We start from the raw sequence: 21,680 nt of genomic DNA, 5'->3' as shown, positions 1-21,680 counted from the left end.
GGCGTTCACTCCGTGAGGGCCGCGGTGCGCTGCGGGGCGCGTTGTTTCTTCTTCAACTGCTTGGCGGTGGCCAGCAGGGTGCGCTTGCTCCAGATCTGCAGGCCGCTGAGCACCATCAGGCTGAGCAGCAGGCCGAAGGCGAACCAGATCAGTTTCACCCAGAGCCCGCCGAAGTCGCCCACGTGCAGCGGGCGCATGGATTCGCTGAAGAACTCCAGGCCGCTGCGGTCGCCCAGGCGCCGGGTGGCGGCCAGGCTGCCGTCGTAGGGGTTGACCTTGGCGCGCTCGAACAGCAGCGGGAACCAGCCGTGGCCGAGCAGGCCGATGGGCGCGAAGGCGTCGCCCGGCAGCGTCAGGTAGCGCGGCTCGAAGCCGGGAATCTCGCGCTGCGCGACGGCCAGCGCCTGGTCCAGGCCGATGCGCGGCGGCGGCCCGCCGTCGACGCCCGGCGGCACCTGCTCGGGCTGGATGATGGCCGGCACGCCCTCGCTGGAGATGGAAATGGCGTTGTCGTAGAGCACCGCCTGGACCAGGAACCAGGTGCCGCTGACGGCGATCACCGCGATGAACCAGATCGACCAGATCCCGGTCAGGCGGTGGAAGTCGCCCCAGAAGATGCGCGCGCCCTGGTTCAGGCGCAGGCGCGGGGCGAGGAAGCCGCGCCAGAAGCGCTTGTAGACCACCAGCCCGGTGACCAGCGAGGCCAGCATCGGCAGGCCCAGCAGCGTCACCAGGTACCAGCCCCAGCTGTAGCCGTGGCTGAAGGGCACCAGCCACCAGCCGTGCAGGGCGCGGGTGAAGTTGCGGAAGTCGAACAGCGGCGCCTCGCCCTGGATGGCGCCGCTGTACGGGTTGACGTAGAGGGTGGCGTTGCGCGCGTCCGGGTAGCTGACCTGGGCTTCTATGGCGAAGTGCTCTTCGCTCGGCACGTGCAGGCCCTGCACATGGGCCTGCGGCTGCTGGCGCCGGACCGCGGCCAGCAGGGCGTCGTAGCCCAGGCGCTGGGCGTCGCCGGGCGGCGCGTTGGCGCGGATGGCCGGGTTGGCCAGCCAGACGATCTCCTGGCTGACGGTGGCCAGGGTGCCGGTGATGCACACCAGGAAGACGAAGAACCAGATGGGCAAGGCCAGCCAGCTGTGGATCAGGAACCAGTTCCTGGCACGGGATTTCTTGGACATGGGGGCTTCAGGCTTCACGCAGTGGAGGAGGCGGCGATGCCGCCGGGGCCCCGCCATTGGCCGGGGATTCTATGGATAAGGACGGATGAGACGGAGAAATCGGCCAGTGGGTTTGCAATAAATTATTTCATCGCTCCGGTTGCCGGTTTTGCCCCGCTCGTTCGTCTTCATTAGAGAAAGCCGCAATGGCGGCCCGGAAAAGGACTCTTTCGTGACCCTCCACCCTCGCTTCCCCGACGCGGCCGCCGACGGCCGGCCCGAGGTCCTGCCGCTGGCGCTGCGCCGCGAACTGCGCCCGGCGCGCAAGTTGCTCGAACGCGCCGGCCTGCGTTGCAGCCTGCCGCGCCTGAAGGTACTGGACGTGCTCTGCTCCGGCGGCTTCTACAGCGTTTCGGCGCTGCACCAGCGCCTGCTGGACGAAGCCGCGCCCATCTCGCCCAACTGCGTGCGCCAGACCTTGCGGCGCCTGCATGCCAGCGGCGTGCTGCGCCGCGATGCGCAGCGCCGCTACGGCCTGGAGACAGAGCTGTTGGCTTAGGGCCGAGGGGTTCGTGGACGAACGATTGACGTGTCGGCCGGCCAACCCGGTCTACAGTTGAAGTGTCGATCATTCGTTGAAAGAACCTGAGGGAGTGTAGCCATGAGCCAGCTGTTCGAGCCCCTGACCCTGCGCCAACTGACCTTGCCCAACCGCATCGGCGTTTCCCCCATGTGCCAGTACTCGGCCGAGGACGGCCTGGCCAACGATTGGCACCTGGTGCACCTGGGCAGCCGCGCCGTGGGTGGCGCCGGCCTGGTCCTGGTGGAAGCCACCGCGGTGGTTCCGGAAGGGCGCATCACCGACCGCGACCTGGGCCTGTGGAAGGACGAGCAGGTCGAGCCCCTGCGGCGCATCACCCGTTTCATCGAATCCCAGGGCGCTGTGGCCGGCATCCAGCTGGCCCACGCCGGGCGCAAGGCCAGCACCTATGCGCCCTGGCTGGGCAAGCCGGGCAGCATGCCGGTGGCCGAGGGCGGCTGGGTGCCGCTGGCGCCGTCGGCCATTCCCTTCGACCCCAAGCACACCACGCCCACGGCGCTGACCGAGGCGCAGATGGCCGAGGTCACCCAGGCCTTCGTCCGTTCCGCCGAGCGCGCCCTGGCGGCGGGCTTCAAGGTGGTGGAGGTGCACGCGGCCCACGGCTACCTGCTGCACCAGTTCCTCTCGCCGCTGTCCAACCAGCGCCGCGACCAGTACGGCGGCTGTTTCGAGAACCGCATCCGCTACCTGCTGGAAGTGACCCAGGCGGTGCGCGAGGTCTGGCCTGAGGAACTGCCGCTGCTGGTGCGCCTGTCGGCCACCGACTGGGTGGAGGACGGCTGGAACCCCGACGAGACGGTGGCGCTGGCCCGGCGCCTGAAGGACCTGGGCGTCGACCTGATCGACGTGTCCTCCGGCGGCACCGCGGTGAACGCCGAGATTCCGGTGGGCCCGGGCTACCAGACGCAGTTCGCCGAGCGCGTGCGCAAGGAGGCCGAGATCGCCAGCAGCACCGTCGGCATGATCACCGAGCCGGTGCAGGCCGAGCACATCCTGCGCACCGGCCAGGCCGACCTGATCCTGCTGGCCCGCGAACTGCTGCGCGAGCCCTACTGGCCGCTCAACGCCGCCGACGAACTGGGCGGCCAGCAGGTGCCCTGGCCGGCGCAATACCTGCGCGCGGCCCAGCGCGGCACGCCGATGCGCAAACCCCTGGGCGAAGCCTGAGGCCATGGCGCGCCGTCCGTCGGGCGGCGTGCCAGCACTTTCGTACAACAAAATATGAAATGGATCGTATGCAGGCATTTTGCTGCTATGCTCCGCCGCAACGCGTCAGGACGACGCACTTCCCACTGGTACACGCATGGACGCACGCACCCCACCCTCCGCCGTGCCGGAGTCGGAAATCGCCCTGCTGGCGAACATCCTGGCCCTGGCGACGCGCAACATGTCCGCCCTCAGCACCCTGATCGGCCAGCTTTCCCTGGAGTTGGGCCGCAGCGCCGACCCGCGCCTGCAGCAGGCCGGCCAGCGCGCCCTGAACGACATCGCCCAGTTGGCCGGCGACCTGGAAATCCAGTGGGAGCTGATCGGCAGCCTGGCGCGCTTCTGCCCGCTGCTCAAGCGCAGCCAGCTCAAGCCCGAGCCGCTGCTGACGGAAATCCACATCACCGAGCTGCCCAGCGCCGAGTGAGCCTTTGATCGGGATCAGCTGCCTGTCGCCGGGGCGGGGCTAGCCTGTCCTGACCATTCCCCGAAAGGAGCCCGGCCATGAAAGCCCTGGTCTACCGCGGTGTCGGCGACATCGCCCTGGAAGAGCGCCCCGACCCCGAACTGCAGGCCCCCGGCGACGCCGTGGTGCGCCTGGTCCGCACTACGCTCTGCGGCACCGACCTGCACATCATCAAGGGCGACGTGCCGGCCTGCAAACCCGGACGCATCCTCGGCCACGAGGGCGTCGGGGTGGTCGAGCAGGTCGGCGCGGCGGTCAGCCAGTTCAAGCCCGGCGACCGCGTGCTCATCTCCTGCATCAGCGCCTGCGGCAAGTGCGACTTCTGCCGCAAGGGCATGACCTCGCACTGCCGCACCGGCGGCTGGATCCTCGGCCACCTGATCGATGGCACCCAGGCCGAGAAGGTGCGCATCCCCCATGCCGACACCAGCCTCTACCACCTGCCCACCGAAGTGGACGAGGAGGCCATGGTGATGCTCAGCGACATCCTCCCCACGGGCTTCGAATGCGGCGTGCTCAACGGCCGCGTGCAGCCCGGCGGCAACCTCGCCATCGTCGGCGCCGGCCCGGTGGGCCTGGCCGCGCTGCTCACCGCGCAGTTCTACTCGCCGGCGCGGATCATCATGATCGACCTGGACGACAACCGCCTGGAAGTGGCGAAGGGCTTCGGCGCCACCGACTGCTTCAATGCCGGCGACCCGCAACTGCTGGAGAAGGTGAAAGCGCTGACCGACGGCCTGGGCGTGGACAGCGCGGTGGAAGCGGTGGGCGTGCCGAGCACCTTCAGCCTGTGCGAGGAACTGATCGCACCCGGCGGCGACATCGCCGTGCTCGGTGTGCACGGGGTGCCGGTGGAGTTGCACCTGGAGCGCCTGTGGTCGCACAACATCACCCTGCGCACCCGCCTGGTGGACGCGGTGACCACGCCGATGCTGCTCAAGAGCGTGCAGGCCGGCAAGCTGCAGCCCGAACAGCTGATCACCCACCGCTTCGCCCTGGGCGACATCCTCCAGGCCTACGAGACCTTCGGCAAGGCGGCGCAGAACAAGGCGTTGAAGGTGATTATCGAGGTTTGATAGCGGGGTGCTTTTCGTATTTTCGTAGGAGCGAGCTTGCTCGCGAACCGTGTATTCCTGCGATGTTGGCGTGATGGATTGACTCCGCTCCCTCTCCCCAACCCTCTCCCTGAAGGGAGAGGGGGCCTTATGGTTTGAAGCGCAACATTGATGCTCGCCGGCGACATCGATGCTGCCGGTGAGCACCATTCCTTTCCGCAGGCACGGATAGCTCCCTCTCCCTTCGGAGCGGGGCGCGCAGCCAGGGCGGGGGAGAGGGCTGGTGGGCATAGCACCAACAGCCCCACGTTAACCTCACCACCCCAACTGCTTATGCAACCCAAGGGCGTCGTAGTAATCCCCCTGGTAAACGATCTTTCCGTCCTTGACCTTCACGTAGCTCACACCGTCGAACGACAGCGGCTTGTTGGTCGCCGGCGTCTGCGCGTCCCAGGCGCCGGTGTTGGTGCCGCTGAAGGTCCACTGGAAGGCGATGCCGTCCTTGTCGACGATGGGCTTGCCGTTCATCTTCCACTTCAGGTCCGGCACGGCGCCGACGAAGACCTTGATCACGTTGTCCCGCGTGGCCTCGCGGCCCTTCTGCGGGGTGCCGACGGTGACGTCGAAGTACTCCGCGTCCTTGGCCAGGTAGCCGGCGGCCTTCTCGGCGTCGTGGGCGTTCCACGCGGCCATGTAGGCGTCGACTATCTGTTTCGGTGTTTCCTGGGATGAAGAGCTGGCGGCCTGGGCCAGGCCGGCGAGGGTGAACAGCGACAGCAGGTAGAACGCTCTGACGAGGTGACGCATGCTTGCCTCCGTTGCGGGCGCGCCCGCGGGTTGTGGGCCGGGTGGCCCTGGGTGCGGGGAAGGCGCTGGGCCCCCGCGAAGGCGGGAGCCCGGCGACTTGCCTCAGTGCTTGAACATCACATGACGAACGGCGGTGTAGTCCTCCAGCCCGTACATGGACATGTCCTTGCCGTAGCCGGAAAGCTTCATGCCTCCATGGGGCATCTCGGTGGTCAGCATGAAGTGAGTGTTGACCCAGGTGCAGCCGTACTGCAGGCGGGCCGCCAGGCGGTGGGCGCGGCCGATGTCGCTGGTCCACACCGAGCTGGCCAGGCCGTAGTCGGAGTCGTTGGCCCAGGCCAGCGCCTGCGCCTCGTCGTCGAACTCGGTGACCGAGACCACGGGGCCGAAGATCTCGCGGCGCACCACTTCGTCGTCCTGGCGGGCGCCGGCCAGCACGGTCGGTTCGAAGAAGAAGCCGGGGCGGTCGGCGCGCTTGCCGCCGGTGACCACCTCGATGTGCGGCTGCTGGCGGGCACGTTCGACGAAGCCGATGACGCGCTCCAGGTGCTGCTCGGTGATGACCGGGCCGAGTTCGGTGTCCGGGTCGTCCTGCTCGCCGTAGCGGATGCTGGCGACGGCTTCGCCCAGTTTCTCCACGAATTTGGCGTAGATACCCTTCTGCGCGTAGATGCGGCAGGCGGCGGTGCAGTCCTGCCCGGCGTTGTAGAAGCCGAAGGTGCGGATGCCTTCCACGGCGGCGTCGATGTCGGCGTCGTCGAAGATGATCACCGGGGCCTTGCCGCCCAGCTCCATGTGCATGCGCTTCACGGTGTCGGCGGTGCCGGCGATGATGCGGCTGCCGGTGGCGACCGAGCCGGTCAGCGAGACCATGCGCACTTTCGGGTGGGTGGTCAGCGGCTCGCCGACGCTGGGGCCGCGGCCGAAGACCAGGTTGACCACGCCGGCGGGGAAGATGTCGGCCATCAGCTCGGCCAGGCGCAGGGCGGTCAGCGGCGTCTGCTCGGAGGGCTTGAGCACCACGGTGTTGCCGGCGGCCAGGGCCGGGCCGAGTTTCCACGCGACCATCATCAGCGGGTAGTTCCAGGGCGCGATGGAGGCCACCACGCCGATCGGGTCGCGGCGGATCATCGAGGTGTGGCCGGGCAGGTATTCGCCGGCGGCGGAACCCTGCAGGCAGCGGCTGGCGCCGGCGAAGAAGCGGAACACGTCGGCGATGGCCGGCAGTTCGTCGTTCAGCGCGGCGCTGTAGGGCTTGCCGCAGTTGTTGGATTCCAGGCGGGCCAGTTCCTCGGCGTGGGCGTCGATGGCGTCGGCCAGTTTCAGCAGCAGCAGCGAGCGGTCCTTCGGCGCGGTCTGCGACCAGGCGTCGAAGGCGGCGTCGGCGGCCTGCACGGCGGCGTCGACCTGGGCCGGGGTGGCCTCGGCGATCTCCACCAGGGTGGTGCCCTGGGAGGGGTTGAGCACGGCGAGCTTCTCGCCTTCGCCAGCGACCAGTTGGCCGTTGATCAGCAGTTTGGTTTGCATTCTTTAAGTCCTCTTGGTCAGGGCTTGCAGGTATTCGTTGGGGTTTCTTTTATGGGGCCGCCGGTTTCGGCAGTCCTGAGGGGGTCTGTTATGTCGGAGCGGGGCTTTTCCCTCTCCCCCCGCCCTCTCCCTGAAGGGAGAGGGAGCCGTACGTGCCGGCTGAGGCCTTGGTTTCCTCCTGCTCCGATCAAGTCCCCTCTCCCTTCAGGGAGAGGGTTAGGGAGAGGGCCGCACGGCACCGTAGTCACTTGCCACTCCCCGCCACGCCCTCGCCACCCTTGGTCAGGTAGTAGGCGCCGAGGATCGGCAGCATGGTCACCAGCATCACCAGCATGGCCACCACGTTGGTCACCGGCACGTCGCGCGGGCGCGTCAGTTGGTTGAGCAGCCAGATCGGCAGGGTGCGTTCGTGGCCGGCGGTGAAGGTGGTCACGATGATCTCGTCGAAGGACAGGGCGAAGGCCAGCATGCCGCCGGCCAGCAGGGCCGAGCCGAGGTTCGGCAGGATCACGTAGCGGAAGGTCTGCCAGCCGTCGGCGCCCAGGTCCATCGAGGCCTCGATCAGGCTGTGGGAGGTGCGGCGGAAACGGGCGATCACGTTGTTGTAGACGATCACCACGCAGAAGGTCGCGTGGCCGATGACGATGGTCAGGAAGCCTGGTTCTATCCCCAGCGTCTTGAATGCCGAGAGCAGCGCGATGCCGGTGATGATGCCGGGCAGGGCGATGGGCAGGATCAGCATCAGCGAGATGCCCTCCTTGCCGAAGAAGTCGCGGCGGTACAGCGCGGCCGCGGCCAGGGTGCCCAGGAGCATGGCGATCAGGGTGGCGATGCAGGCGATCTTCAGCGACAGGCTGATCGACTCCAGCACGTCCTGGCGGCCGAAGGCGACGCTGAACCAGTGCAGGGTGAAGCCCTGTGGCGGGAAGCTGAACGCGGCGTCTTCGGTGTTGAAGGCGTACATGAAGATGATCAGGATCGGGAAGTGCAGGAACACCAGCCCGCCCCAGGCGGCGGCTTTCAGGCCGAAGGAGGCCTTCTCTTGAGATGAGGAGTCAGAGTGCATCGAAGGCCCCCAGGCGTTTGACGATGGACAGGTACACGGCGATCAGCACGATCGGCACCAGGGTGAAGGCGGCAGCCATCGGCATGTTGCCGATCGCGCCCTGCTGGGCGTAGACCATGCTGCCGATGAAGTAGCCCGGCGGGCCCACCAGCTGCGGCACGATGAAGTCGCCGAGAGTCAGGCTGAAGGTGAAGATCGAGCCGGCGGCGATGCCCGGGATCGACAGCGGCAGGATCACTTGCAGGAAGGTCTGCCGCGGGTGCGCGCCGAGATCCGCGCTGGCTTGCAGCAGCGACGGCGGCAGGCGCTCCAGGGAGGCCTGGATCGGCAGGATCATGAACGGCAGCCAGATGTACACGAACACCAGGAAGCGCCCCAGGTGCGAGGTGGACAGGGTGTTGCCGCCCACGCCGGGCACGTCCATCAGCAGGTCCAGCAGCCATTGCAGGCCGAGGTGGTGCACGAACCACATGGCCACGCCGCCCTTGGCCAGCAGCAGGGTCCAGGCGTAGGCCTTGACGATGTAGCTGGCCCACATCGGCATCATCACCGCGATGTAGAAGAAGGCCTTGGTCTTGCCGCTGGTGTAGCGCGCCATGTAGTAGGCGATGGGGAAGGCCACCACGCCGCTGGCGATGGACACCGCGACCGCCATCGCCAGGGTGCGCTGGATGATGTCGAAGTTGGCCGGGGTGAACAGGGCGGCGAAGTTGGCCCAGGTCAGGTCCGGCGTCACCGTCATGGTGAAGTCGTCGAAGGTGTAGAAGCCCTGCCACATCAGGGTCAGCAGCGAGCCCAGGTAGATGGCGCCGAACCACAGCAGCGGCGGCACCAGCAGCAGCGAGAGGTACAGCGTCGGCTTGCGGTACAGCAGGTTGGACAGGCGGCGCAGCGGGCCGTTGCCGGCCGTGGGCGCCTGCGCGTTCATCGTCAGTTCCATCTCAGGCGCCCTCGTTCAGCGCCACCATGGCCTCGCGCGCCCAGCGCGCGGTCACGCGCTGCCCCGGCTGGTGGGCCACGGCGGCGGCGTCCCACTGGCTGTTGGCCTGGCTCAGGCAGAGGTTCTGGCCGTTGTCCAGGCGGATTTCGTAGCGGGTGGCGGCGCCCTGGTACTGGATGTCGTGCAGCAGGCCGCTGATCTCCAGGTCGCCGGCGCCACGCTCGCCAGTGGCGAAGCGGATGTGCTCGGGGCGGATGGAGAACGGTCGGGCGTTGCCGGTGAGTTGTTGGGCCAGGTCGCCGCGCAGCACGTTGGAGGTGCCGACGAACTCGGCGACGAAGGGCGTGGCCGGTTGCATGTACAGGTTGCGCGGGGTATCGACCTGCTCGATGCGGCCCTTGTTGAACACCGCCACGCGGTCGGACATCGACAGCGCTTCGCTCTGGTCGTGGGTGACGAAGATGAAGGTGATGCCCAGCTGGCGCTGCAGCTTCTTCAGCTCGCTCTGCATTTGCTCGCGCAGCTTCAGGTCCAGCGCGCCCAGGGGTTCGTCCAGCAGCAGCACCCGCGGGTGGTTGACCAGGGCGCGGGCGAGCGCTACGCGCTGGCGCTGGCCGCCGGAGAGCTGCACCGGCTTGCGGCTGCCGTAGCCGCCGAGGGCGACCATGCCCAGGGCCTCTTCGGCGCGCTTGAGGCGCTCGGCCTTGGCCACGCCTTTCACCTTCAGACCGTAGGCGACGTTCTCCAGCACGTTCATGTGCGGGAACAGCGCGTAGTCCTGGAACACCGTGTTGACGTCGCGTTGGTACGGCGGCAGGCCGGCGGCTTCCTCGCCATGGATGCGGATGGAGCCGGAGGAGGGCTGTTCGAAGCCGGCGATCAGGCGCAGGCAGGTGGTCTTGCCCGAGCCCGAGGGGCCGAGCATGGAGAAGAACTCGCCGTCCTTGATGTCGATGGACACCCGGTCGACGGCTTTCACCTCGCCGAACTGGCGGGAGACCTGGGTGAATTGAACAGCGGGGGTGGTCATGGGGCACGCTCCAGGGGCAGGAATTCGGCGTGCGAAGGCCCTGCCCGGAAAAATCGGGTGAATCAGAAACGGATGGTGGGCTGGGCGCCCCCTCTCCCTTCAGGGAGAGGGACGGGGAGAGGGGAGCCTTGGCATCGGCATGGGGCATTCCCCTCCCCCCCAGCCCCTCTCCCTGAAGGGAGAGGGGAGCCAGTCAGGCGCGAAGCGAAGCCTCGTGCTTAACGGCCACCCATGATCGCGATGTAGTCCTGGGTCCAGCGGCTGTACGGGACGAACTTGCCGCCCTCGGCCTGCGGGGTCTTCCAGAAGGCGATCCTGGCGAACTGGTCGAAGCCGTTGGTGGCGCAGCCTTCGGCGCCCAGCAGCTCGCTGGCCTTGCAGCCTTCCGGCGCGGCCGGCACCGAACCGAACCAGGCGGCGACGTCGCCCTGCACCTTGGGCTCCAGCGACCAGTTCATCCACTTGTAGGCGCAGTTCGGGTGCGCGGCCTCGGCGTGCAGCATGGTGGTGTCGGCCCAGCCGGTGACACCTTCCTTCGGGAACACGGTGGCGATCGGCTGCTTCTCGGCCTTCAGCGCGTTGGCCTGGTACGGCCAGGAGCTGGAGGCGGCCACGCCCTCGTTCTTGAAGTCGCTCATCTGCACGGTCGCGTCGTGCCAGTAGCGGTGGATCAGCGAATGCTGCTTGCGCAGCAGGTCGAGCACGGCGCCGTACTGCGCCTCGGTCAGCTGGTACGGGTCCTGGATGCCCAGTTCCGGCTGGGTGCTCTTCAGATACAGCGCGGCGTCGGCGATGTAGATCGGGCCGTCGTAGGCCTGCACGCGGCCCTTGTTCGGCTTGCCGTCGGGCAGGTCCTGCGCCTGGAATACCACGCTCCAGCTGTCCGGCGCCTTGGGGAAGACCTTGGTGTTGTACATGAGCACGTTCGGGCCCCACTGGTACGGGGTGCCGTAGGTCTTGCCGCTGACGGTGTACCAGGGCGCGTCCTTCAGGCGTGCATCGACGTTCTTCCAGTTGGGGATCAGCTCGGGGTCGATCGGCTGCACGCGTTTGCCGTAGATCAGCCGCAGCGAGGCGTCGCCGGAGGCGGTGACCAGGTCGTAGCCGCCCTTGGCCATCAGGCTGACCATCTCGTCGGAGGTGGCGGCGGTCTTCACGTTGACCTGGCAGCCGGTGTCCTTCTCGAACTGGGTGACCCAGTCGTAGGCCTTGTCGGATTGGCCGCGTTCGATGTAGCCCGGCCAGGCGATGATGTCCAGGCGGCCTTCACCGGCGCCGACCGCCTTGATGGCGTCGGCGGCCTGTACGCCGGCGCTGGCCAGCAGGGCGGTGGTGATGGCGCTGAACAGTGCTGTCTTGCGCATGCGATGTCTCCCTCGTTTGTTGTCTCTATTGGTGGGGCAGTGTCAATCGAGCAACGGCCCTCGCGCGGCGTACCGCCGGGGCATTTCTTATGTACCGGCGGGCGGGCCCGCCGGGGCGTTCAATCCAGGCGGTCGCCGTGGCGGGCCATGATGTGGCGCACCACGCTGTAGTCCTGCAGCGAGTCGCTGGACAGGTCCTTGCCGTAGCCCGAGCGCTTGAGGCCGCCGTGGGGCATCTCGCTGGCGAGCATGAAATGGGTGTTGATCCAGGTGCAGCCGTACTGCAGGCGGTTGGCGATCTGGAAGGCCTTGTCCAGGTTCTGCGTCCACACCGAGGAGGCCAGGCCGTACTCGGAGTCGTTGGCCCAGTCCACCGCCTGCTCCAACTGGTCGAAGCGGGTGACCGTGACCACCGGGCCGAACACCTCGCGCTGGACGATCTCGTCCTGCTGCTTGCAGCCGGCCAGCAGCGTGGGCTGGTAGTAGAAGCCGGGGCCGGAGTGCACGGCGGCGCCGGTCACGCGTTCGATATGCGGCTGGCCCAGGGCGCGTTCGACGAAGCTGGCCACGCGGTCGCGCTGGCGGGCGCTGATCAGCGGGCCGATCTCGTTGTCCTGATCGCGCTTGCGGGCGAAGCGGATGCTCGCCACCGCCTCGCCCAGCTCGGCCACCAGGCGGTCGTGGATGCCGGCCTGGGCGTAGATGCGGCAGGCGGCTGTGCAATCCTGCCCGGCGTTGTAGTAGCCGTGGGTGCGCACGCCCTGGACGACCGCCTCGATATCGGCGTCGTTGCAGACGATGACCGGCGCCTTGCCGCCCAACTCCAGGTGGGTGCGCTTCAGGGTGCGCGCGGCGGCCTGGAGAATCTTCTGCCCGGTGACGATATCGCCGGTCAGCGAGACCATGCGCACCCGCGGGTGGCCGACCAGGTGGCTGCCGACGTTCTCGCCGCCGCCGCAGACGATGTTGAGCACGCCCGGCGGGAGGATGTCCGCCAGCGCCGGGGCCAGCGCCAGGATCGACAGCGGGGTGTGCTCGGAAGGCTTGAACACCAGGGTGTTGCCGGCGGCCAGGGCCGGGGCGATCTTCCACGCCGCCATCATCAGCGGGTAGTTCCAGGGCGCGATGGAGGCCACCACGCCCACCGGGTCGCGGCGCACCATGCTGGTGTGCCCGGGCACGTACTCGCCGGCCAGCTGGCCCTGCTGGCAGCGCACGGCGCCGGCGAAGAAGCGGAACACGTCGGCGGTGGCGGGGATGTCGTCCTGCCGCGCCAGGTGCAGCGGCTTGCCGCAGTTCAGGGCTTCCAGGCGGGCGAGGGCGTCGGCGCGCTTGTCGATGGCGTCGGCGATGGCCAGCAGCGCGGCGGAGCGTTGCGCCGGGGTGGTCCGCGACCAGGCCGGGAAGGCGCGCTGGGCGGCGTCGATGGCCTGTTCGATCTGCTCGGGGGAAGCATCGGCGACCGAGACCAGGGTTTCGCCGCTGGCGGGGTTGAGGATCGCCTCGGCAAGGCCCTGGCCGGGCGTCAGCTGACCGTCGATCAGCAGCTCGGTGTACAGGGTCGGGGTGCTCGCCAGGGCGTTCATCTTCGCGGCTCTTTTCTTCTCGGTCTTGTTTTCGGGGGCCATGGGCTGCTCCGGTGGGTTGCCCGGCCCTTCTGTATGAAGCCAGAGACTAGATTCCGGGCCTGAGGTCGACAAATTCTAAATACTGAAAGTGGTATTCGATTAAATCGAATGCTGCTAGATGGAAAGCCGCTTGGCGTTGGGTTGTTCACGGGCCACGGTGAGGAACGGGTCCACCAGCGCCGGCCGCGCCGTGCCGCGGCGCCAGGCCAGGCCGACGTCCAGCGGCTCGCCCAGGTCCACCAGCGGGCGCGCCTCGATGATGTCGCCCTCCAGCGACCAGGGGCGGTAGGTCATGTCCGGCTGGATCGACAGGCCGAGGCCGGCGGCCACCAGGCTGCGCACGGCCTCCACCGAGGCGGTGCGCAGCGTCACCTGCGGCACCAGCCCGGCGCGCGACCAGATGCGCTGGGTGTGCAGGCCCATCTCGTCGGCGTTGAGCTGGATCAGCGGCTCCCCGGCGACGTCCGCCAGGCCGATGCTGTCGCGCTCCAGCAGCGGGTGCTGGGCTGGCAGCCAGAGGCGGTGCGGCGAGTGGGTGAGCACCTCGGTCTGCAGGGCGTGGCGGTCCTCCAGGTTGGAGAGGATCAGCACGCCGACGTCGATCTCGCCGCTCACCAGCAGGTGCTCTATATAAGGTCGCTCGTCCTCCACCACGCGCGTCTGCACGTTGGGGTAGGCACGCTGGAAGCGGGTGATGAGGTCGGCCAGGTAGTAGCCGGCGACCAGGCTGGTCACGCCGATGGTCAGGCTGCCGGCGACCTTGTCGGTGCTCTGCTGCAGGCTGCGCTTGGCGTTCTCCACCGTGGCCAGGATCAGGTGCGCCTGGCGCAGGAACTGGTGGCCCTGGTGGGTGAGCGTCATGCCCTTGGCGTGGCGCTCGAACAGGCGCACGCCGATTTCCTCCTCCAACTGCTGGATGGCCAGGGTCAGGGTGGACTGGGAAATGAACACCGCCTGGGCTGCGGCGGAGATCGAACCGGTCTCGGCAACGGCGATGAAATGGCGGATCTGGCGCAGGGTCATCATGGGTGGCGGGCCATGGCTTTGTGCTTTATCGAAAATCTATAGGAGCATTCTTTTAAATCGAATGAAAGCGTCCACCCAGCCCGCCTGCTCTTCGTAGGATGGGTTGAGCCTGCGAAACCCATCGGGCAGCGGTGATGGGTATCGCTTCGCTCAACACCATCCTACGGAGTGGTTTGCCGGCGGGGGTAGGATCGGGCCCTGCCCGCGATTCGTACTCCCCAGCAATATCCCGAAGCACTCTGCGCCTGCGCACATACGGGAGCGGGCGCTAGAGTCGAGGTTTCCCTCAACCGACCCAGGAGACCGCCATGAACACCCGTGGCCTGCTCGACCAACTGCTCAAATCCGGCCAGGACCTCCTGCAGAACAAGGGCCTCGCCCAGGGCGGCGGCCAGCCCGGCCAGGCCCAGGGCAAGGGCGGCCTGGACCTCGGCAGCCTACTCTCCGGCGCCGGTGGCGGCGCCCTGGCCGCCGGCGCGCTGGGCCTGCTGCTGGGCAGCAAGAAGGCGCGGAAGATGGGCGGCAAGGTCGTCACCTACGGCGGCCTGGCCGCCCTCGGGGTGATCGCCTACAAGGCCTACGGCAACTGGCAGAGTAAGCAGGCCAGCGCACCGCGCGGCGAACCGCAGACCGTCGACCGCCTGCCGCCGGTGGAGGCCGAGGCCCACAGCCACGCCATCCTCCGCGCCCTGGTGGCGGCGGCCAAGGCCGACGGCCACATCGACGCCCGCGAGCGCCAGCTGATCGACGGTGAGATCGCCAAGCTCACCGGCGACCTGGAGCTGCAGGGCTGGCTCGACCGCGAACTGGCCAAGCCGCTGGACCCGCGGGAAGTGGCGGGGGCCGCGCAGAGCGAGGAAATGGCCGCCGAGATGTACCTGGCCAGCCTGCTGATGGTCGACGAGGAAAACTACATGGAGCGCGCCTACCTCGACGAACTGGCCCGCCAGCTGAGCCTCGACCCGGGCCTCAAGGCCGAGCTGGAAGCCCAGGCGCAGAAGGCCCTGCAGGCACTGCCGGCCTGATTCTCAGCGCGCCCCTGAATAGTCCCGGACGGCATTGGCGGAATCCGCCACCGGGACTATCGTTGCCTGACTGCAACCACGCCGAGGGCGCTGCCATGAACACCACGGATCTGCTGGAACAACTGCTGCGGGCCGGCCAGGGCGCGCAGGCGCAACAGGGCGGCGCAGGCGGCGCAGGCGGCCTGGGTGGCCTTGGCGGGTTGCTCGGCGGCCTGCTTGGCGGAGCCACCGGCGGTGGCGCAGCGGCCGGAGGCCTGGGCGGCCTCGGCGGCGTGCTGGGCAGCATGCTCGGCGGCGGCGCCCCGGCCAGCCAGGGCCGCTCCAGCGGCGGCGGGGTCAACTACGCCATGCTCGCCTCCCTGGGCATGATGGCCTTCCAGGCCTACCAGAACTGGCAGCAGCAACAGGCGACCGCCGCGCAGCAACAGCCGCCGACCACCGTCGACCAGCTCTCCGGCGACGAAGCCGAGGCCCACAGCCACGCCATCCTCATCGCCCTGATCGCCGCGGCCAAGGCCGACGGCCGCATCGACGACAAGGAAAAGCAGGCGATCTACGCGGAAATCTCCCGCCACGCCGGCGAGCCGGAGCTGCAGGCCTGGCTCGACAACGAAGTGCAGAAACCCCTCGAAGCCGCCGACGTGGCCCAGGCCGCGCAAGGCGACCCGGGCAAGGCCGCGGAAATGTACCTGGCCAGCGTGATGCTGGTGGACGACCAGCAGGAAAGCGAGCGCAACTACCTGGACGAGCTGGCCTACCAGCTGCAGCTCGACCCGGAACTGCAGGCGCACCTGGAACAGCAGGCCAAGACCGGCGGTGAAGTAGCCTGAAACAACTTCGCGCGGCCCCGGGCCGCGCATTCGCACAGGCGCATGGTCGAAGGGACGCAATCAACCCGGACGAGCGCATCCAGCGCGATGCGTTCGCCCTTCAACCGGCAAGGAGGCGTCATGCCCTTCACCCGTTTCACCCTCTCCACCGCGCTGCTGCTCAGCGCCACCGCCAGCCTGGCCAACGCCGCCAAACTCGAAGACGTGGCGCCCTATCCCAAGGCCGAAGACGGCTTCGTGCGTCAGGTCATCCACCTGCCGCAGCAAGCCCATGAAGAGAACTTCAAGGTCGAAGTCCTGGCCGGCAAGACCCTGACCGTCGACTGCAACCGCCAACGCCTGGGCGGCAGCCTGGAAGAAAAGACCCTGGAAGGCTGGGGCTACCCCTACTACCGCCTGGACAAGGTCGGCGGCCCGGCCAGCACCCTGATGGCCTGCCCGCAAGGCACCAGCAGGAAGGACTTCGTACCGGTGGTCGGAGACGGCTTCCTGCTGCGTTACAACAGCAAGCTGCCGATCGTGATCTACGCCCCCAAGGACATCGAAGTCCGCTACCGCATCTGGTCCGCCTCGGACAAGGTCGAACACGCCCGCGCCGAATAAACCCCCCGACCAAACCCATGCATCCTGTAGGAGCGGGCCCTGCCCGCGATTCGCGCGCAGGGCGCGCTCCTACATGGGAATGGCGCAGGTGGGGTAGCGTAGGGGCGGATCTTATCCGCGATTCGCGCCGAAACCTCCGGCAATCGCGGACAAGGTCCACTCCTACGGGGAGAGGAATGCCGTGTTTCCCGGCGACCTGTAGGAGCGGACTCCGTCCGCGATCCCGCCAGCACTGCTGGCGCCCGGCCAAGCACGGCGATGGGTATCGCTTCGCTCCACCCATCCTACGAAGAGCGCCGTGGTTCGGCCTGCGATGCAGTTCGCCTGGACTCACTTAACGTCAACGGCAGGGTTGCCGCACAATACGCGGCCTGCTGCAGCCGCAGCAGGCCGACAGGGAGCGTTTTGTGAAAAGAATCCTGATCATCGGCTCCGGTGGTAGCGGCAAGAGCACCTTGTCCGCCACCCTCGGCCAACGCCTGGCGCTGCCGGTCATCCACATGGACGCACTGTACTGGCAGCCCGGCTGGCAAGAGCCGGAAAAACCGGACTGGCAGGCCCGCGTACAGGCGCTCTGCCTGGGCGAGCGCTGGGTGATGGACGGCAACTACTCCGGCACCCTGGCGCAGCGCCTTGCCGCCTGCGACACCGTGATCCTCCTCGACCTGCCACCCTTGCTCTGCCTGTGGCGCGCCCTCTGGCGCGGCTTCCGCTACCGCGGCCGAGTCCGCCCGGACATGGCCGAAGGCTGCCCCGAGCAACTGCCCGACCCGGCGTTCCTGAGTTGGATCTGGAACTATCCCAAGGGCAGCCGCCCCAAGGTGATGGAATTGCTGGATGCGCACCGGCAGGGGCGGCGCATCATCCGCCTGCGCTCGCGGCGTGAGGTCAGGCAGTTTCTCCGGGAGTTGGACTGGAATCCGTCTGCGACAGCGGAACACAACCTCTGAGTGCAGAAACCTGAGTCGTCAATACCGCGCTGGTAGGAGCGAGCTTGCTCGCGAAGGAGGCTCGCCGGCGATTCTGGTGTTTTCGGTTGAACCCGTCCCCTCTCCCCAGCCCTCGGCTACGCGCCCCGCCCTGAAGGGAGAGGGGGCTTGTCCGTGCCAGTGGGGAAGGATGGTTTCAGCCGGAAACCACCATCGTGGCCGGCTAACACCATGACATCCAACTCTGCCCAACGGTCCCCTCTCCCTTCAGGGAGAGGGTTAGGGAGAGGGCGCTCTCATGCCTGGCACCGGCATGACCGGGAAACTCCCTTCGCGAGCAAGCTCGCTCCTACAAAAGCACCCCGCAGCCCAAGCCACGGGGCGCCGACCTCAACCCAAGCGCATCGTCTGCGCCAACTCCGGCAGCGGCACCCAAACCTGCCCCTGCCAATCCAGCACGCTCAACTGCTGTTGCTCCCAACGCAGCAACCGCCGCTGCGGCACCTCACCCAGCGCCGGCGCAGCCGCATCCCGCAGGCTCGGCACCACCGAATTGCTGATCCACTGGCGAATGCCACGGTTCTCCGGATGGTGGAAAAGAATCAGCACGGCATACACCGCGGACTCGCTCAGCAGCTCCACCTCTTCGGCCAAGCCGTTGTCATTGCGCAGCATGGCGCGACGCAACTGATCCGGATCGAGATTGCGCGCCAGGCGATCCTGCAGAAAGGCGTTCATCAGCTTGCTCAGGTCGCGCACGACGAACCAGGGTTGGCCTTCGATCAGCAGGGCGCGGAGGCGGCGTTTGTGGCGGTAGAAGTGGGTGGGAATGAGCTGGGGCTGGACAGACGTCGTGGAAATGGAAATAGACATGGATGTTGCGTCCTTTCAGATACGCTCCATGCTGACGGGCATGTATTCCGCCGTGAGGGTGTGTTCAGCACCGAGATTTTAAAATAGTGAATAGGGACTGGTTGGTCAACCGAATAGCAAGTGATTCTACGGATTGAAATTATCTTGTCTTTACTAGGTTGTTAGGTATGAGAGAGCAAATAAAAAAATCTATTTCTTCAAAGTGGCTGAGTCTTGATGCTTGGTCGGAGACTTATGTAGGGGCTAGGTGGTTGCTAGTTAATGAGTTGCCGGATTTTCAATATAAGGCTGAGGTTCATCATGGGGCTCTTGCTCAAATGGTTTTGTTAGCTGCGCATAGTTTGGTTGAAATAATGTTTTTCAGCTGTGTGGACGAGGTCTTGAGTAAGGCTCAAGAGAAGAAATCGATGTTAGACCCAAAATACAGGGGCGCAAGTTTCACGGCGGCGTTTAAGAGCTGGCCCATAGTATTGGTAGGTTCGCCTTTCGATCTAACGGTAGAACCATACAAGTCAGCGTTGTTGTTAGCGCGAAGACGTAATGCAACGGTGCATAAAGAGTCGGCGCTTGCAACCGTCGAGATGGCGAGGTCGGCAGTGTATTCGGCGGTTGAGGCGTCGAAGATGGTTGAAGGGCATCTTCTTGGCAGAAGTGAATTTAAATACTGTAAAGTTATTTCAAAATACCCTTTGAAAACCGAGCGATGGTTTAGTGACGTGAGCTTATTGAGCGAAGAGAAAGAGTGAATTGAAAAATCCTAGTCGTTTCTCTATTGTTCATTGCTACTTAAATCTTTATAGATTCCAGTTTCCCTTCCATTAGAATCCCCTGCTCCCGCTCACACAACCCCACCAGAAAATCCCAAACCAACCTCAGCCGCACCGACCGGTGCAACTCCCGTCGCGTACACATCCAGTACTCCCGCTCGATGAATTCCTCCGGCAGCACCGGCACCAGCAGCGGATCGTGCAGGCCCATGAACTGCGGGAGGATGGCCAGGCCGACGCCGGCCTGGGCGGCTTGTTGCTGGGCCACCACGCTGGTGCTGCGGAACACCACCTGGGGGTGGCGGCAGAAGCTGTGGTGGAACATCAGTTCCTGGCTGAACAGCAGGTCGTCCACGTAGCCGATCCACTGGTGCTTGCACAGGTCGTCGCGGTCGCGCAGGGGCGGGGCCTTTTCCAGGTAGGCGGGGCTGGCGAACAGGCTCAGGCGGTAGCGCGTCAGGCGACGGCTGATCACCAGGTCGGCGTTGGGCCTTTCCAGGGTGATGGCGATGTCCGCCTCGCGGTTGGTGATGCTGACGAAGCGCGGCACCGACACCAGTTCCAGCTCAAGGCCCGGGTACTGGCGCATCAGCTCGCCCAGGCGCGGGGCGAGGAACATGGTGCCCAGGCCCTCGGTCACGCCCAGGCGCACCTGGCCCAGGGGGCTGATGCTCTGGCTCATTTCCTCCTGGGCGAGCAGGGCGGTGTTCTCCATGGCCTCGGCGTGCTTGAGCAGCGCCAGGCCCGCCGGGGTCAGCTGGTAGCCGCCGGTGTGCTGGGCGAACAGCTGGGTGCCCAGGTCGCGCTCGATGTTCTCGATGTGCCGGGCCACGGTGGCGTGGGTGGTGTTCAGCTTACGCGCGGTAGCCAGCAGGCGGCCGCTGCGGTGCAGTTCGAGGAAGTAGCGCAGGTCGTTCCAGTCGAACATGGCGGGCTCCGTTGTTAGAAAACGATCAGCAGCTGACTCGAAATGTTCGTTTTTTTATCGCGAATGAGCGGCTAGCCTCAAGCGACGCATCGATAAGAACGACTAACTATAAGAACAACTGGAGGTCAGCCCATGCCCCAGGCACTGGACGCTTTCGACTACCTGATCGTGGGTGCCGGCCCCGCCGGGTGCCTGCTGGCCAACCGCCTGTCCGCCGACCCGGCCAACCGCGTGCTGCTGATCGAAGCCGGCGGCCCGGACAACTACCCCTGGATCCACATCCCCGTCGGCTACCTCTACTGCATCGGCAACCCGCGCACCGACTGGTGCTTCGACACCGAAGCGGTGCCCGGCCTCAACGGCCGCGCCATCAAGTACCCCCGCGGCCGCGTGCTCGGCGGCTGCTCGTCGATCAACGGCATGATCTACATGCGCGGCCAGGCCCGCGACTACGACGGCTGGGCCGCCGAGGGCAATCCCGGCTGGGGCTGGAACGACCTGCTGCCGCTGTTCCTCGGCATGGAGGACCACTTCGCCGGCGACAGCGCCATCCACCACGGCGGCGGCGAATGGCGGGTGGAGCAGCAGCGGCTGTCCTGGGAAATCCTCGATGCCTTCCGCGAGGCGGCGGCGCAGACCGGCATCGCTTCGGTGGACGACTTCAACGGCGGCGACAACGAAGGCTGCGGCTACTTCCAGGTGAACCAGCGCGGCGGTGTTCGCTGGAACGCTTCCAAGGCCTTCCTGCGCCCGGTCGAGCAGCGCCCGAACCTGCTGGTGCTGACGAATGTCGAGGCGCAGCAGTTGATCCTCGAAGACGGCCGCGCCAAAGGCCTGGTGGTGGACTGGCAGGGCGCCCGCCGCGAACTGCGGGCGCGCCGCGAGGTGATCCTGTGCGCCGGCGCCATCGGCTCGCCAACCCTGCTGCAGCGCTCGGGCATCGGCCCGCGGCCCTTGCTGGAACAACTGGGCATCGGCGTGCGCCACGCGCTGCCCGGCGTCGGCGAGAACCTGCAGGACCACCTGCAGCTGCGGCTGATCTACCGCATCCAGGGCACCCGCACCTTGAACCGCATCGCCGCCACGCCCTGGGGCAAGGTCGGCATGGGCCTGGAGTACCTGTTCAAGCGCAGCGGCCCGCTGTCCATGGCGCCGAGCCAACTGGGCGCCTTCGCCAAGTCCGACCCCGGCCAGGCCTCGGCCAACCTCGAATACCACGTGCAGCCGCTGTCGCTGGAGCGCTTCGGCGAGCCGCTGCACGCCTTCCCGGCCTTCACCGCCTCGGTGTGCGACCTGCGCCCGCAAAGCCGCGGCAGCGTGCGCATCCGCAGTACCGACCCGCGCGCCAAGCCGCTGATCCAGCCCAACTACCTGAGCCACCCGGAAGACCTCAAGGTGGCCGCCGACGCCATCCGCCTGACCCGCCGCATCGCCGCCGCGCCGGCCCTGGCGCGCTTTCGCCCGGAGGAATACAAGCCCGGCCCGGACTTCCGCAGCGAGGAAGACTTGCACCGCGCAGCGGCGGACATCGGCACCACCATCTTCCACCCCGCCGGCACCTGCCGCATGGGCAGCGGGCCGAATGCCGTGGTCGATAGCCAGCTGCGCGTGCACGGCATCCCCGGCCTGCGCATCGCCGACGCCTCGATCATGCCCACGCTCATCTCCGGCAACAGCTGCTCGCCGGTGCTGGTGATCGCCGAGAAGGCGGCGCGGATGATCCTGGCCGAACCCTCGCGGCAGGCGGAGGTCATCCCTATCAGCGGCCGGGAGGAGAAGGCCCTGTCCTGACGGCCACCCCGGCGGGACGAACACGAGGTTCGACACCAGACAGCGTCGCGCGGCCCCGGGC

The 21,680-nt window shown here is 66.9% G+C and carries 21 protein-coding genes; 10 read left to right on the top strand and 11 right to left on the bottom strand.

Features of this window, described 5'->3' with window-relative positions:
- Positions 1-5: 5 nt before the first annotated feature.
- Positions 6-1,178, bottom strand: a complete 1,173-nt coding sequence (locus tag FG99_RS17210) for a PepSY-associated TM helix domain-containing protein (RefSeq protein WP_043271354.1) — start codon at positions 1,176-1,178, stop codon at positions 6-8.
- Positions 1,179-1,389: 211 nt separating this feature from the next.
- Here FG99_RS17210 and FG99_RS17205 point away from each other — a divergent pair, with 211 nt between their 5' ends.
- From FG99_RS17205 to FG99_RS17190, 4 genes are all read left to right on the top strand, one after another.
- On the top strand, positions 1,390-1,716 hold the full coding sequence (locus FG99_RS17205; RefSeq protein ID WP_237143061.1) for a ferric uptake regulator family protein: 327 nt from the start codon (positions 1,390-1,392) through the stop codon (positions 1,714-1,716).
- Between the two features lie 102 nt (positions 1,717-1,818).
- Positions 1,819-2,925, top strand: a complete 1,107-nt coding sequence (locus tag FG99_RS17200; protein WP_043271352.1) for an NADH:flavin oxidoreductase/NADH oxidase — start codon at positions 1,819-1,821, stop codon at positions 2,923-2,925.
- 136 nt (positions 2,926-3,061) lie between these two features.
- Positions 3,062-3,391: a hypothetical protein gene (locus tag FG99_RS17195; protein WP_043271350.1), complete on the top strand. Its 330-nt coding sequence runs from the start codon at positions 3,062-3,064 to the stop codon at positions 3,389-3,391.
- A gap of 77 nt (positions 3,392-3,468) precedes the next feature.
- On the top strand, positions 3,469-4,506 hold the full coding sequence (locus tag FG99_RS17190) for a zinc-dependent alcohol dehydrogenase family protein (RefSeq protein ID WP_043271348.1): 1,038 nt from the start codon (positions 3,469-3,471) through the stop codon (positions 4,504-4,506).
- Between the two features lie 294 nt (positions 4,507-4,800).
- Here the strand turns inward: FG99_RS17190 and FG99_RS17185 are convergent, their stop codons facing one another.
- The 8 genes from FG99_RS17185 to FG99_RS17150 all read right to left on the bottom strand — a co-directional run bounded on the left by FG99_RS17185 (position 4,801) and on the right by FG99_RS17150 (position 13,873).
- Entirely contained in the window at positions 4,801-5,292 is a 492-nt protein-coding gene (locus tag FG99_RS17185) for an ester cyclase (protein ID WP_043271346.1), read from the bottom strand.
- Between the two features lie 102 nt (positions 5,293-5,394).
- Positions 5,395-6,819 carry a gamma-aminobutyraldehyde dehydrogenase gene (locus FG99_RS17180; protein ID WP_043271344.1) on the bottom strand — a complete coding sequence of 475 codons (1,425 nt, stop codon included), beginning with the start codon at positions 6,817-6,819 and terminating at the stop codon, positions 5,395-5,397.
- Positions 6,820-7,063: 244 nt separating this feature from the next.
- Positions 7,064-7,885 (bottom strand): ABC transporter permease, encoded by an 822-nt coding sequence (locus FG99_RS17175; RefSeq protein WP_043271342.1) that lies wholly within the window; start codon positions 7,883-7,885, stop codon positions 7,064-7,066.
- Complete coding sequence (locus tag FG99_RS17170) at positions 7,875-8,825, bottom strand: ABC transporter permease (protein ID WP_043271340.1); 951 nt, start codon at positions 8,823-8,825, stop codon at positions 7,875-7,877. Before FG99_RS17170 ends, FG99_RS17175 begins: the two co-directional genes overlap by 11 nt.
- A gap of 1 nt (position 8,826) precedes the next feature.
- Complete coding sequence (locus tag FG99_RS17165) at positions 8,827-9,855, bottom strand: ABC transporter ATP-binding protein (protein WP_043271339.1); 1,029 nt, start codon at positions 9,853-9,855, stop codon at positions 8,827-8,829.
- A 218-nt stretch (positions 9,856-10,073) separates the two neighbouring features.
- Complete coding sequence (ydcS, locus tag FG99_RS17160) at positions 10,074-11,219, bottom strand: putative ABC transporter substrate-binding protein YdcS (protein WP_043271337.1); 1,146 nt, start codon at positions 11,217-11,219, stop codon at positions 10,074-10,076.
- 119 nt (positions 11,220-11,338) lie between these two features.
- Entirely contained in the window at positions 11,339-12,847 is a 1,509-nt protein-coding gene (locus FG99_RS17155) for a gamma-aminobutyraldehyde dehydrogenase (RefSeq protein ID WP_043271336.1), read from the bottom strand.
- Positions 12,848-12,961: 114 nt separating this feature from the next.
- Positions 12,962-13,873, bottom strand: a complete 912-nt coding sequence (locus FG99_RS17150) for a LysR family transcriptional regulator (protein ID WP_043271334.1) — start codon at positions 13,871-13,873, stop codon at positions 12,962-12,964.
- A 308-nt stretch (positions 13,874-14,181) separates the two neighbouring features.
- Here FG99_RS17150 and FG99_RS17145 point away from each other — a divergent pair, with 308 nt between their 5' ends.
- The 4 genes from FG99_RS17145 to FG99_RS17130 all read left to right on the top strand — a co-directional run bounded on the left by FG99_RS17145 (position 14,182) and on the right by FG99_RS17130 (position 17,281).
- Complete coding sequence (locus FG99_RS17145; protein WP_043271332.1) at positions 14,182-14,898, top strand: tellurite resistance TerB family protein; 717 nt, start codon at positions 14,182-14,184, stop codon at positions 14,896-14,898.
- Between the two features lie 95 nt (positions 14,899-14,993).
- The gene (locus FG99_RS17140) at positions 14,994-15,728 is read left to right on the top strand and encodes a DUF533 domain-containing protein (protein ID WP_043271330.1); all 735 of its coding nucleotides are present in this window, start codon (positions 14,994-14,996) and stop codon (positions 15,726-15,728) included.
- Between the two features lie 120 nt (positions 15,729-15,848).
- On the top strand, positions 15,849-16,331 hold the full coding sequence (gene eco / locus FG99_RS17135; RefSeq protein ID WP_043271328.1) for a serine protease inhibitor ecotin: 483 nt from the start codon (positions 15,849-15,851) through the stop codon (positions 16,329-16,331).
- A gap of 407 nt (positions 16,332-16,738) precedes the next feature.
- Positions 16,739-17,281 carry a P-loop NTPase family protein gene (locus tag FG99_RS17130; RefSeq protein WP_043271326.1) on the top strand — a complete coding sequence of 181 codons (543 nt, stop codon included), beginning with the start codon at positions 16,739-16,741 and terminating at the stop codon, positions 17,279-17,281.
- A gap of 369 nt (positions 17,282-17,650) precedes the next feature.
- Here FG99_RS17130 and FG99_RS17125 read toward each other — a convergent pair whose 3' ends face one another.
- Positions 17,651-18,133, bottom strand: coding sequence for a BRO-N domain-containing protein (locus FG99_RS17125; RefSeq protein WP_051878970.1), 483 nt, complete (start codon positions 18,131-18,133; stop codon positions 17,651-17,653).
- A gap of 167 nt (positions 18,134-18,300) precedes the next feature.
- Between FG99_RS17125 and FG99_RS32160 the strand changes: the two genes are divergently transcribed.
- The gene (locus FG99_RS32160; RefSeq protein WP_141766290.1) at positions 18,301-18,879 is read left to right on the top strand and encodes a hypothetical protein; all 579 of its coding nucleotides are present in this window, start codon (positions 18,301-18,303) and stop codon (positions 18,877-18,879) included.
- 40 nt (positions 18,880-18,919) lie between these two features.
- Here FG99_RS32160 and FG99_RS17120 read toward each other — a convergent pair whose 3' ends face one another.
- Entirely contained in the window at positions 18,920-19,828 is a 909-nt protein-coding gene (locus FG99_RS17120; protein WP_043271324.1) for a LysR family transcriptional regulator, read from the bottom strand.
- A gap of 132 nt (positions 19,829-19,960) precedes the next feature.
- Here FG99_RS17120 and FG99_RS17115 point away from each other — a divergent pair, with 132 nt between their 5' ends.
- Entirely contained in the window at positions 19,961-21,619 is a 1,659-nt protein-coding gene (locus tag FG99_RS17115; protein WP_043271322.1) for a GMC family oxidoreductase, read from the top strand.
- Positions 21,620-21,680: the final 61 nt, after the last annotated feature.

The organism is Pseudomonas sp. AAC, assembly GCF_000725445.1.
GTDB classification, from domain to species: Bacteria; Pseudomonadota; Gammaproteobacteria; order Pseudomonadales; family Pseudomonadaceae; genus Pseudomonas; species Pseudomonas citronellolis.
This window is presented reverse-complemented; position numbering and strand designations above follow the sequence as displayed.